Raw genomic sequence first — 13,185 nt, 5'->3', positions numbered from 1 at the left:
CGCACCAGCGGATCGAGAAGAAAGGCACTGAAATGTACGACGACCAGCCCCAGGCGGAAGCTCCGGCCAACGCGAAGAAGGGCATTCCGGTTTACAAGCGCATCCTCGACCTGTTCGAGGCTGAGGGTATCCGCACGCTCTTCGGCATTCCGGATCCCAACTTCGTGCACCTCTTCCTCGAAGCGGAAACCCGGGGCTGGACCGTCGTCTCGCCCCACCATGAGGCATCGGCCGGCCACATGGCGGCGGCTGCGGCCCGCATCACCGGCAAACCGGCTCTGTGCATCGGCACGCTTGGGCCGGGCCTTGCCAACATGATGCCCGCGATCCAGTGCGCCAAGGTCGAAAACGACCCGGTGATCTTCATGGGCGGCCAACGCGCCCGCGTGACCGAGCGCCGCGTGCGCCGCGGTCGCATCCAGTTCGTCCGGCAGGAGCCGATGATCGAGGATTCGGTGAAGTTCTCCAGCTCGATCGAATATGCCGACCAGACCGATGAGATCGTGCGCGAAGCCATTCGCGTCGCCATGTCCGGCACGCCCGGCCCTGCCTACATCGAATACCCCGCGCACGTGATCCTCGAAGAGCTGGACCTGCCGCCGGTCCTGCCGCCGCACCGCTACCGCCTCACGATGCAGGGCGCTGACGGTGATCGCATCGCGGAGGCCGCGGAGGCCATCAAGAACGCCAAGAACCCGATCCTGCTCGTCGGCCACGGTGTCCACACCGCCAAGGCAGGCGATGCGGTGCGCGAACTGGCCGAACTCATGCAGTGCCCGGTCATCCAGACCTCCGGCGGCACCTCTTTCATCAAGGGCCTTGAAGAGCGCACCTTCCCCTACGGCTTCTCGGAAGCGTCGATCGACGCGGTCGTCGAAAGCGACTGCTGCGTGGCACTGGCGACCGAACTGGGCGAACCGAGCCACTACGGCCGCTGGCGTCACTGGGTGGACAACGAAGCCACCCGCAAGTGGATCTACGTCCAGCAGGATCCGACCGCGATCGGCGTCAACCGTCCCATCGACGTGCCGCTGGTGGGCGACGTGCGCGCCGTCGTGCCGCAGCTGTCGCGTGCCCTGAAGGCTCTTGGCGGCCGCAACGCTTCGCCATCGCTGTCCGAATACATCCAGCGCGAAGCGCAGCAGCTTGACGAACTGCTCGAGGAGGCAGCGTCGAAGCCGGACGGTTCGACCAGCAAGATGCACACCAGCCAGTTCGTGACAGAAGCCACCAAGGCTTTCCCGAAGGACGGCATCCTCATCCGTGACGGCGGCGCCACGGTGATTTTCCAGTGGACCTACTCGCAAGCCAAGCCGCACGACGTCATCTGGAACCAGAACTACGGCCACATCGGCACGGGCCTGCCCTACGCCACCGGCGCCATGCTCGCCGATCAGGCCGCCACCGGCAAGCAGCGCCCGGGCATGCTGCTGACGTCGGACTCCTCGTTCCTGTTCCACGTGGGTGAACTGGAAGTGGCGGTGCGCAAAAACCTGCCGCTGGTCATCGTGGTGGGCGTGGACTTCCAGTGGGGCCTCGAAGTTGGTGTGTACAAGCGCACCTTCGGCCACGGCACCAAGGAAACCGGCGTGCACTGGTCGGACAAGGTCCGTTTCGACAAAATCGCCGAAGGTTTCGGCGCCGCCGGCGAATACGTCGAGAAGGCGGCGGACATCGGTCCGGCCATCGAACGCGCCTACGCACGCGGCGGCTGCACCGTCATTCATGTGCCGATTGACCCGGCCGCGAACTCGGAGGAAATGCCCAACTATTCCGAATTCCGCACCTGGTACGCCGAAGGCACCCAGTAAGCAGACCATTCCTCCCCGGCCCTGCCGGGGAGGGGACCATCTGCACGGTATCGGAGGGGCGGGCGCCACGGCAGCCTTCCTGCCACCGCCTTCCCTCCACTCTGTTCGCATGGCCCCCTCCCTATCGCTGCGCGACGGGGACACACAAGGGAGAGCCATCATGCGCAACTACACGCAGTTCTACATCGACGGTCGCTGGGTCGACCCGGTCACTCCAAACACTGCCGACGTCATCAATCCCGCCACCGAAGAAGTGTCGGGCACCATCTCCCTCGGTTCCCCAGCAGACGTCGACGCCGCCGTTGCTGCCGCTCGCCGCGCCTTCGCCACCTATGGCGAAAGCAGCGTAAAGGAACGCCTCGACCTGCTCGAAGCCATTCAGGCCGAATACCTCAGGCGGGAAACCGAACTGGGCGAGGCGATCATGGAGGAGATGGGCGCACCGCGCGGGCTCGCCTGCGGCTTTCACACCCTCCTGGGCAAGGGCCATCTCGGAACCGCCATCGAAGTGCTGCGCGACTTCAAGTTCGAGGAACAGCGCGGCGTCACGGTGATCCGCAAGGAACCGATCGGCGTCTGCGGCCTCATCACGCCGTGGAACTGGCCGATGAACCAGACCTGCGTTAAGATCTTTCCGGCGCTGGCAGCGGGCTGCACGATGATCCTCAAGCCCCCGCAACTCGCGCCTTATTCCGCACAGATCCTTGCCGAGATCCTGCACGACGCGGGCGTACCGGCCGGCGTCTTCAACATGGTGCAGGGCCAGGGCTCCGTCATCGGCGCGGCGCTGTCGAAGCACGAAGATGTCGACATGATTTCCTTCACCGGCTCGGAACAGGTGGGCGTCCAGATCCAGAAGGATGCCGCCGACACCGTCAAGCGCGTCGGCCTTGAGCTGGGCGGCAAATCCGCCTGGATCGTTCTCGACGATGCCTCTCTAGCTGCCAACGTGGCGAGCGCGACGGCTGGCATGATGGGCAACTCGGGCCAGACCTGCTCGGCCGGCTCGCGCCTGCTGGTCCCCGCCGCTCGCCTCGACGAAGTGCGCAAGGCTGCCGCAGAAGCCGCCGGCGGTGTGACCGTCGGCAACCCGCAGGGCGAAGTGGCCATGGGCCCGGTCGTCTCCAAGAGCCAGTACAACATCATCCAGCAGTACATCGAGCAAGGCCTTGCAGAAGGCGCCGAACTCATCACGGGTGGCCTCGGCCGGCCCGACGGGCTGGACAAGGGCTGGTACGTCAAGCCAACCGTCTTCGTGGGAACGAACGACATGGTCATTTCCCGGGAAGAGATCTTCGGCCCGGTCCTCGTGATCATTCCCTACACCGATGTCGACGACGCCGTACGGATCGCCAACGACTCCAACTTCGGCCTCGGCGGCTACGTCTCCGGCGAGGATCTCGAAGCCTGCCGCGCCATTTCGCGGCGGCTGCGCACCGGCGCGATCTGGGTGAATGGCGGCTTCGACTTCCACGCTCCGTTCGGCGGCTACAAACGTTCGGGCAACGGACGTGAATGGGGCGAGCACGGCTTCCACGAGTATCTTGAAGTGAAGTCGATCATCGGCCTGCCCGCGCCCGCCTGAGCGGCGGATCGGAAAAAGCAGCCCCGGGGCAATACCCGGGGCTCCTTTTGCCCGATCGAACTACCGCCAGCTCAAAAATTTCCCGTCCTTACCGCAGCGCGTCCAGAAGGTCCTTGTGGAATGCGTCGGGCGCCTGGATCTGCGGCGAATGGCCATATTGCGGATAGACGATGAGCCGCGCATCCGGAATTCGACGCGCCGCATCGCGCGCCAGCACGGGATAATTTCCTAATTGCGCCGCCAGCACTTTGTCGGCCCGGTTCTTGCCGATCGCGGTGTTGTCCTTTTCGCCGATCATGAGCACCGTCGGCACTGCCACGCGCTCCAGTTCATGCACGACCGGCTGGTTGAACACCATGTCGGCGGTCAGGGCCTGATGCCAGGCGACCACGTCCCCATCCGGCCCAAGATACATCGAGGCCAGCATGTCGACCCAGCGGTCGTACTCAGCTCGCCACTCACCCGCATAGTACGTCGCCTGCTGGTAAGCCTTGATGCTGGCACGAGTGGTCTTGCGCTCACCCTCGTACAGGGCATCTACCGTGGCGTTTGGAACTCCCTTGGCGCGCCAGTCCTCAAGGCCGATCGGGTTGACCAGCACCAGCTGGGACACAGCCTCCGGGTACTGCAAGGCGTAGCGCATCGCCAGCATGCCGCCCATGCTGTGGCCGACGACCACCGGCTTTTCCACGCCCAGCGACGCCAACAAGGCCGACGTGTTGGCAGCAAGGGTGTGCAGCCCGTACTGATAGCGCCCCGGCTTGCTCGATTTGCAAAAGCCGATCTGATCGGGGGCGATCACCCTGTAGCCGGCGGCGACAAGGCGGCGGATCGAACCTTCCCAACTGCCGGCGCAGAAGTTCTTGCCATGCAGCAATACGACGGTGCGGCCATTGGCGCGCGGCGGCCGGACATCGAGATAGGCCATCTCCATGGATTCGCCCTGGCTCGTCAGCGAATGGCGCTGCACCGGCCAGCCATAATCGAAGTCGGCCAGCATCGGATGAGCTGCGGCCGGTGCAGCAAGACCCAGCACCGCCATCGCCAGCAACGATCTGATCATAGCCTCATCAATAACCCTTGCGAGAAAATACCCAAACCGCCTGCCGGCATAGTCGTTCCCGCAGGATGTAAGAGGCCATCAACCGAAGCCCTGCAAGACCCGGCGAGAGTGCAAAACGCTTCTGCTACCAACCGGAAAATCGCGCGGCCCGCAAGGTGATTTCAGGCGGACGCGCACGTGCTTTTGGCAGCAAGCGAGCAGCTTAGGTTCTTCGTTGGCGCAGTGAAAACGACCCTGTGCCCATGCGCGAGTGCCTGCCCTTCATTCTCCAGCAGGGATGACCGAGCAGAAACGGCCACAGGAGGAGTGCCGCTCCTTGCTGGCCAGCCATCTGTCAGACGAACCCCGGGGCAGGACCCACACAATGCGCAAAAGACTATTAAAAACATATCGCATTCCTCACCTCAATCCATATGAAAGCCATTTCTGCGTAGCATGCATTGACATATGCTACGCGTTGGCGCAGTGTCGTCGAAACAAGGCTTAAGAGCTGCTTGGGAGGGTATCTTGAAGAAGGCGTTCCACGTCCATCGCGCATCTGCGCTTGCTATCGGCGTAAGTCTCATCGCAGTTTCGCAGCCCGCGGCAGCCCAAGATACCGGCGCCGATGCCGCTCCGGCGCTTGATACCATCGTCGTCACCGCTCAAAAGCGATCGCAGAACCTTCAGGATGTTCCGATCGCCATCAGCGCTATCGATTCCGCCAAGATCGAGAAGCTGGGCGTGCAGGACGCTCGCGATCTCAGCGGCCTCGCTCCGAACGTGACGATCGTGTCGGGAACAACCAGCAACTCGGCCGCAGTCATCTCCATGCGCGGCATCTCTAACGGCGGGTCGGAGACTTTCGGCGTCGATACCGCGAGTGGCCTCTACGTCGACGGGGTTTACATCTCCCGCTCCGGAGCGGCAGGGCTCGATGTTGCGGATATCGAACGTGTCGAGGTTCTGCGCGGACCCCAGGGCACCTTGTTCGGCCGCAACACGACCGGTGGCGCGATCCACTTCATCTCACGCGCGCCCTCGAACGAGTTTCGCCTGAAAGCGGAAGGCGGATACGGCAACTTTGATGCCTGGAATGGCAGGATCACAGTAGATCCGGGCGCGATCGCGGGTATCGCCACCAGCTTCTCTTACAGCCACCGCCAGCGCGACGGCGTCGTCGACAATATCCTCGAGCCGCGCGATTCCCGTGATCCAGGCTCGCGCAAGTCGGACTCCTTCCGCGGTGCGGCGAAGATCGAGCTGGGTGGCACCGGCAGCATCCAGTACATCTTCGACTGGTCGAAGGTGAGCGGCAGCCCCATGGCCTTCCAGCTGACCAACGTGTCCGACGGAACGCCCCGCAACATCGTGGTCGATGGCCAGCAGCTTGTCGTGACACAGCCCGCGCCGGTCGAGCAGTACCTTCAGTCCGCCACCTTCGCCAACGCTGATTGCGCGGCTCTGGCGGAGCCGCGCCGCGCGTATCGCAGCAAGATCTGCAACGATATCAGCAGCTACGCCGTCGACGAGATCTGGGGCCATAACCTGCAGGTCGAAAACGACTTCGACATCTTCAAGGTCAAGATGACTTCGGGATATCGCATCTGGCACAGCGACTCCGTCTCTGATCTCGACGGGCTCGGCGCGTTCAGCGGTCCGGCATTCACGCCCACCAGCCTGCTCAACGGATTGCCGGCCTCGGTTCTGCAGGGCATCGTGCCGGCGGCCTCGATCCCGTTCATTTCTTCTGCCGCCGTTCCGACGGTTCAGCAAAACCTTTTCGAAACCAGCAATACGCGCCGTCACCGTCAGCTCAGCCAGGAAATCGAGGTCTCCGGCAACTCCGATCACCTCGACTGGGTCGTCGGCGGCTTCTATTTCTGGGAAAAGGGCAGCGAGTACAACCCTCAGAACAGCGGCTTCGTGCTAGATACCAATTCCATTCTCAGCCGCTATGGATCTGCCGTAGCGGCCGCAAATCCCGCGCGCTATCGTCTCGTTCAGACGCTGACCACGCTGAGCTATACGGCTGAAGCAGAAAGTTCGGCGCTCTATGGTCAGGCGACGTATTATCCGGGCGGCCGGGGAAGCGGCCTGCGCGTGACGGCTGGCGGCCGCTACACCTGGGATAACAAGCGCCTGTTCCGCACCCAGAACGGCGCTGTTCCCTTCGCGGTCCCGCAGGTCGGCAAGGCAAGCTACAGCAAGTTCACCTGGAACCTCATGCTCGGCTACGATCTGGCGGATGGCATCTCCTCTTACGCCCGCGTGGCCACGGGTTACCGTTCAGGCGGCTTCAACGCATCCGATCCGGTCGCATCAGGCACGAACACCATCCCCTCCTTCGGCCAGGAGAACGTGACATCCTATGAAGTCGGCCTGAAGACCGAACTGTTCCACCGCCGCGTGCGCTTCAACGTTGCGGGCTACTACAATGTCTACAAGGATCTTGCCGTCAACGTTCCGGTGCCGGACGCACCCCAAGGCACGTTCAGCACACGCATCGCGAATGCGGGCAAGGTCAACTACGCAGGCTTCGAAGCCGAGCTTCAGGCGATCCTTACCGACAACTTCTCGATCGACGGGGCCATCGGCTACGTGAACGTGGACTACAAGGAATTCCTCGGGGGCAAGTCGACTGTCCCGGGCGCTCCGGCCGTCGACATCGCATCGATCGCTGTTCCTTCGTATACCTCGCCATGGACAGGCAACATCGCCCTCAATGCGCAGTTCCCTATCGGTGCAGGCAGTGCGCGTCTCGTCGGGCGGGTCGGCTATACCCACGAAGACGGCAAGTACAGCTTTCCCACGGCGCTTTCCGCTCCCTTCAACGACGCCATCAAGGGTGACGATCGCGACCTGATCGACGCTCAGATCGGCATCGACCGCATTCCGCTCGGCAATGCGGAAGGCGAAATCCGCATCTGGGGCAAGAATCTCACCAATGCGAAGGACTTTGTGCGCGGCATCGACTTCGGCCAGCTCGGCTATGCCGGCGGCTACTATGCCGATCCGCGCACCTATGGCATCACCATCGGCGTGAAGTACTGAATGATCGGGATGTAGCGCCGTTCAGGCGCTACATCATCAAGTTGCACTGCTCTACGATACCCGGCTGCGGCCGGGTATTTTTTTGGCCTTTCGGCGTGGCGAGACATTGGGGACCAGTCAGACTGGCTCCGCTGATGGCGCAAAAAAGGGGCGGTTCCGATCCGCCCCTTACTCGATCCAGAATGGCCGTGCTGGCGCTGTCAGACGGCCAGGCGTGCTACCGCGTCGGCGGCTCCGCGAATGGCACCTTCGATATATCCCACGCCATTGCAGTCGCCCACCGTTTCGACCTTGAAGCCCTGCGCCCTGAGATGGTCGGCAAGCCTGGTGTCACCCGAGGCGCCCATGGCGACGATGACGTGATCGGCCGCGATTTCGAGGATCTTGCCATCCTTCTCGCCGGTAACCGACTTTGCCCCTACGGCTATGTTTTGCACGCTGGTGTGCATCGCGACACCGTGTTCCTTCAGTTCGGAAACAAGTCTCATGCGGCGAACGAGCAGCAGCCCCTTGCCCAGATGAGAACCCGGTTCGACGATGGTGACGGTACGTCCACGCTCATGCAGGAACTCCGCCAGTTCCAGGCCCACCAGTTCACCCCCGACGATCACGATGTCCTGCCCCAGCGGCATCCAGCCGTGCGTGGCCCTGCGCACGAAGTCGAGATTGGCGGTCATGCCGGTGGCAGCGCCGATCTTCGCGGCCGCACGCGTGATGAGGCCGGTCTTGCGCTTCACCTCTTCGGAGCTCTCGCCCAGGATCAGGGAGCGCAGGTCGTCCCCGCTCAGGACATGCGGCAAGTCGTTGCCCGGGAGATCGGGCATGTCCCGGCGGGCACCCGTTGCCACGATCACGCGCTCCACGCCCATACTGCGCAGCATTTCGGGCGTTGCTTCGGTATCCAGGCGCACCTCGATGCCAAGGCGCCTGGTCCGCTCCATCAGCCACTTCAGCAGCTTCTCGTTGGGTGGGTAGGCAAGGCTGGCGAAACGAAGCGTCCCGCCCAGGCGCTTGCCCTTTTCCAGAAGGGTGACCCGGTTGCCGGCTTCGGCCAGCCTGCAGGCCGCCTCCATACCGCCGGGCCCGCCGCCGATAACCGCATAGTGCCGCTCGCCGGTCGGGGCCGTGCGCTCGCATTCGAAGCCGGTATCGGAGTTAACGGCACAACGAAGTGGCTGGCGGACATACGCTGCCGTGACGCAGGTGTAGCAATAGATGCACGGCCGTACCTGCTCGACCTTGGCGTCCGCCAGTTTGCGCGGGAGCGCCGGATCCGCAAGCAGCTTGCGCCCCATCGCCAGGAAATCGTAGCGCCCCGCCCCGATGTGCTTGTCGGCGGCGTCGGGCTCGATCCGCCCGGACGCGATGATCGGCAGCGCAACTTCCCGGCGGAGCGCATCCACAGCGGGCAGGTTGCTCTCCGGCTCGTGCGGGATATTCGACGCCGAATGAAGTTTGCCCTGACCCGCATCATGGTAGGCCGAAACGGCGATTGCATCGACGCCTGCAGCCTCGATCATCCTGGCTGCGGCAACGAAGTCCGGGATAGCGATGCCGCCAGGCTTGCCTATCTCGCGCGAGTCCAGCTTGCACCAGATCGCCATCTCGGGGCCAGCCTCGGCCTTAACGGCTGCGATCACTTCCAGCAGGAGGCGCAGGCGATTCTCAAGCGAGCCGCCGTAACGGTCGGTGCGCTTGTTGGTCTTGGGCGAAACGAAGGACGACAGCAGATAGCCATGCGCGCCATGGATCTCGAGAGCGTCGAAACCGGCCTGACGCGCCCGCCGCGCCGCCTCTCCGAACTGGCGCACGACGAGGTCGATGTCCTCCTGTTCCATGACCTTGATCGACGGCATCTTGCCGCTGGCGAACCCGGCCAGTTCCTCGGGCAGGAAGTAGTCCAGCAGGTCGCCCGAGAACGGATCGGGGAGACTGGGCGCCCAGAGCTGGGCGTCGAAGTCATCCGAGGAATAGCCGGCGACCAGCCCGCCGTGGTGCAACTGCGCGGCGATCCTGGCGCCATGCCGGTGGATCCGCTGTACGAGTTCGGTCAGGCCCGGCACGAACTTGTCGTCCGAGATGGCGGTCTGGTTCGGCAGGACCGCGCCGACCGGCCATGCGACACCCGTGACACCGGTGATGATGAGCCCGGCCCCGCCTTTTGCCTGCTCTTCGTGATAGGCGATCAGCCGTTCATTGCAGTAACCGTCGGGTTCGGACAAACTTACGCCCATCGCGGTCACGAAGATGCGGTTGGGGATCTCGATCGGGCCAATGCGTCCCGGACTGAGGAGCTTGTCAAACGAAGACGACGTCATCGTTCCGCCCCCTCCATGAGCACCCCGTGCCGTTTCGTCCAGTCTTGGGAGATCGATGCCATAAACCAGTATCCTCTCATCGGAGCGGCCCGTCGGCGCGCTCGCGCTGGACCGCCGCCTTGTTCATGATGCCGCTTCACTCATGCCTGCCGGTATTGTATCCACCGGTCGAACTGATGCGCCTTTCCGGTCAGCCCTGGCTCTCCGCCAGGACCGCCATCGTCGGATAGTCCGTGTAGCCCTTCTCCTCCCCTGTATAGACATGCGCGAAGTCCACCCGCGCGAGCGGAGCGCCAGCGCAGATGCGTTCGACATAATCAGGGTTGGAAATGAAGGCGCGGCCAAAGCTCACGACGTGCGCCAGGCCGGTTTCCAGCAGCCTGCACGCCCCTTCGACCTTCTGGCTGTCGTTCGCCATGACGGCGCCGGACCAGTTGGCGCGGACCATTGCCAGTGTGTCGAGATTTTCAAGGTGCATGTCGATCACATGCACATAGGCCAGCCCCAGCGCATCGGCAGCCTTCAACAGCGGGGCATAGGTGGCTGCCGGCTCTGTGATGTCCATGCCGTTGTAGGGATTGCCCGGTGCAATCCGGAACCCGACCTTATCGCCGCCGATTGCGTCGGCAACCGCGTGCAGCACCGCGATCGGGAAGCGAAGCCGATTTTCGACAGAGCCGCCGAATTCATCGTCGCGCTTGTTGCTGGCCGGATTGAGGAACTGGTGGATCAGGTATCCGCTGGCACAGTGCAGTTCCACGCCGTCCATGCCGGCCGCAATCGCATTGCGTGCCGCCTGCGCAAACTCGTCGACGAGGAGATCGATGTCCGCAAGTGTGGCGGCGCGCGGCATCGCGGTGGCAACGGGTACGCCATCCGGCCCCGGCACCAGCGCCGGACAGGCGATCGCCGAAGGCGCGATGATGTCCGCCTCGAACCCGCGATTTGCAGGGACAACGACCCGGCCGCAGTGCATGAGTTGCATCACGATGGTGCCGCCACGCGCATGAACGGCATCGGTGACCCGACGCCATCCTTCGATCTGCTCCTGCGAGTGGATGCCCGGCGTACGCCAATAGCCCTTCCCGGCCTTGCTCGGCTGAACCCCCTCCGTGATGATGAGTCCGGCACTGGCGCGCTGGGCGTAGTATTCCACCATCAGGTTGTTGGGAACGTCACCCGGGCCAGCCCGGTCCCGCGTCATCGGCGCCATGACAATACGGTTGCGCATCTCTATGGATCCAAGGGCAAATGGGGCCATCAGAGCGTCAATGGTACGCATTTGCTTTCAGATTCCTGTGCTGTATGTCATTTGCGCTAAAGCATAGATCAACAATTACGCATTTGAAAGAGGGATAGGCATGCACTACGGCTTTGACGGAAAGGTTGCGCTCGTCACCGGCGCAGGTGGAGGAATAGGTCGCGCGACGGCTCTGGGCTTCGCCGCCTCGGGTGCTGCTGTTGTGGTCTCCGATGTCAATATCGAGGGCGGTGAGGCAACGGTGCAGCAGATCGAGGCTGCCGGTGGTAGAGCGATCTTCGCATCCTGCAATGTCGCCAAAAGGTCTGAAGTAAAGGCGCTGGTCGCCCGCACCGTGGAGGCGTTCGGCCGGCTGGACTTTGCACACAACAACGCCGGGATAAACAACCTCGGTGCCGACGAATACGAGGACGAGGCATGGGATCGCAGCCTCGGCATCAACCTGTCGGGCGTCATGTACTGCATGCGCGAGGAAGCCGAGGTCATGCTGACACAGGGCAAGGGTGCCATCGTCAACACCGCGTCCATCAATGGCCTTGTGGGGAACGGGCAGCAACCCGCCTACACCGCCACCAAGCATGGCGTGATCGGGCTGACCCGGCACGGAGCACTGCGTTGGGCCCGGCAGGGCATCCGCGTGAATGCGGTTTGCCCCGGCGTCATCGAAACACCGATGACGGCTCCGCTCGTCGCCGATCCCCGGATGCGCGATGTCATCAGCGGCATGACCCCGATGGGCCGCATGGGGCAGGCCGAGGAGATCGCCGCGGCTGTGCTGTGGCTCTGTTCGGATCAGGCTAGCTTCGTGACCGGACACCCGCTTGTCATTGATGGCGGCGCCACCGCTACCTGAACCCGCATCCGCTCAAGCGTGATGAAAAAAGGGCGGAGGTTAATCCGCCCTTTTCTTTGTATCAGCGCCTACCGCTCAAGCCGCCGATTCCCAGGGCGCTTCCTTGGTCCCCCGGGTCGTGTAGCGACCATTGACACGCTTCTGGTATGTCTCCGCCTGGGCGCGAGGGTTGTAGAACTGCTTGTACCAGAGGCGAACCTTGTCGAACGGGCCATCACCGCGAACCATCATCGGCGAGAAGCAGGGCCGCTTGTTGCCCCAGATCTCGAAATCCTGCGCGAAGGCGTCGACGCCTGCATCCTCGTAGCCGCGTGCCACGGCGCGGTCGGCCTCCGTCGGCTCATCGTTGGGCACCTTCACGAAAAGGCCATACCACACCTTCACGACCCCATCGTCGATGGGCGTATGGGCGATCAGCATGTGTGAGGGATATTCGCCGAGCATGGTCGACTGAAGGATGCCGGGGCCGACGTACCAGGTATCGTTGGTCATCACTTCGCCCCCGTCGGACGCAAGCGTCTTGTGGCCTGCCGCCAGGTACTGTCGACACACGACACCGTCGAATTCGTTATGGAAGTACTCCATCTCGATCGAACCATGAACGGGCTCGAGGTGAGCCTTGTCCGCCATGTTGTCGACGATCTCCTGCGGATGGCAAACCAGTTCGCCCAGCAGGCGCACATTCCAGTTCACCCAGCCCGGCGCGTCCCACTGCTCGAACGGAGGCAGATCGACGTCCGCTTCCATGCCCTCAGGGTCGTTCCACACCCAGAGGCAGCCCGCACGCTCCACCACCTTCCACGACTTCAGCTTCGCGGCCTTGGGGGGTTTCAAAGGGGAGTAGGGGATCTGATTGCACTGACCGTCCGGACCGAAGCGCCAGCCATGGTAAGGGCAACGGATGTTATCGCCCTGAACGTGGACCCCGTCCTTGATGACATAGGACGTGGTGTTCTTAGCCAGATGCGTACCCATGTGCGGGCAATAGGCTTCCATCAGGTAAGCGTTACCGCTTTCTCCACGGTAGAGCACAAGGTCCTGGCCAAAGTACCGCACGCCCACCGGCACGGAGGTCGCATCTTCGGACTTGCCGATCATGAACCAGCCGCGCGGGAAAGTGAATTCTCCGAGCTTATAATCCGCAGTCGTCGCCATCATCTCTCTCCATTGATGTCAGAGAGATATATAATTCGCACACCCGTAGCAACTGATTTACGGCACAGCCCGGTAAACTCGCCACGAGACGATGAAACGCGTAGGA

Annotated in this window: 8 protein-coding genes; 4 read left to right on the top strand and 4 right to left on the bottom strand. The window is 63.0% G+C overall.

Annotated elements, in window-relative coordinates; all coding sequences use genetic code 11:
- The first annotated feature begins 32 nt into the window (after nt 1-32).
- A complete protein-coding gene (locus QOL62_RS06190) occupies nt 33-1,811 on the top strand; it encodes a thiamine pyrophosphate-binding protein (protein ID WP_103730762.1) in 1,779 nt (592 codons plus the stop codon).
- A 160-nt stretch (nt 1,812-1,971) separates the two neighbouring features.
- Complete coding sequence (locus QOL62_RS06185; protein WP_283405615.1) at nt 1,972-3,396, top strand: aldehyde dehydrogenase family protein; 1,425 nt, start codon at nt 1,972-1,974, stop codon at nt 3,394-3,396.
- Nucleotides 3,397-3,484: 88 nt separating this feature from the next.
- On the opposite strand, the gene QOL62_RS06180 is transcribed toward QOL62_RS06185, so the two are convergent.
- A complete protein-coding gene (locus QOL62_RS06180) occupies nt 3,485-4,459 on the bottom strand; it encodes an alpha/beta fold hydrolase (protein ID WP_283405614.1) in 975 nt (324 codons plus the stop codon).
- A gap of 507 nt (nt 4,460-4,966) precedes the next feature.
- Between QOL62_RS06180 and QOL62_RS06175 the strand changes: the two genes are divergently transcribed.
- Nucleotides 4,967-7,492 (top strand): TonB-dependent receptor, encoded by a 2,526-nt coding sequence (locus QOL62_RS06175; RefSeq protein ID WP_283405613.1) that lies wholly within the window; start codon nt 4,967-4,969, stop codon nt 7,490-7,492.
- A gap of 200 nt (nt 7,493-7,692) precedes the next feature.
- Here QOL62_RS06175 and QOL62_RS06170 read toward each other — a convergent pair whose 3' ends face one another.
- Both QOL62_RS06170 and QOL62_RS06165 read right to left on the bottom strand, forming a co-directional pair.
- Nucleotides 7,693-9,810 (bottom strand): NAD(P)/FAD-dependent oxidoreductase, encoded by a 2,118-nt coding sequence (locus QOL62_RS06170; protein ID WP_283405612.1) that lies wholly within the window; start codon nt 9,808-9,810, stop codon nt 7,693-7,695.
- A 190-nt stretch (nt 9,811-10,000) separates the two neighbouring features.
- Nucleotides 10,001-11,092 (bottom strand): alkene reductase, encoded by a 1,092-nt coding sequence (locus QOL62_RS06165; RefSeq protein ID WP_283405611.1) that lies wholly within the window; start codon nt 11,090-11,092, stop codon nt 10,001-10,003.
- 79 nt (nt 11,093-11,171) lie between these two features.
- Between QOL62_RS06165 and QOL62_RS06160 the strand changes: the two genes are divergently transcribed.
- Nucleotides 11,172-11,924, top strand: coding sequence for a glucose 1-dehydrogenase (locus QOL62_RS06160; RefSeq protein WP_283405610.1), 753 nt, complete (start codon nt 11,172-11,174; stop codon nt 11,922-11,924).
- Nucleotides 11,925-11,999: 75 nt separating this feature from the next.
- Here the strand turns inward: QOL62_RS06160 and QOL62_RS06155 are convergent, their stop codons facing one another.
- The gene (locus QOL62_RS06155; protein WP_283405609.1) at nt 12,000-13,079 is read right to left on the bottom strand and encodes a 3-ketosteroid-9-alpha-monooxygenase, oxygenase component; all 1,080 of its coding nucleotides are present in this window, start codon (nt 13,077-13,079) and stop codon (nt 12,000-12,002) included.
- Nucleotides 13,080-13,185: the final 106 nt, after the last annotated feature.

Source organism: Novosphingobium panipatense (assembly GCF_900182875.1).
Taxonomy (GTDB): domain Bacteria; phylum Pseudomonadota; class Alphaproteobacteria; order Sphingomonadales; family Sphingomonadaceae; genus Novosphingobium; species Novosphingobium panipatense.
Note: the sequence above shows the minus strand (reverse complement) of the source record. Positions and strands in the feature narration are given on the sequence as shown.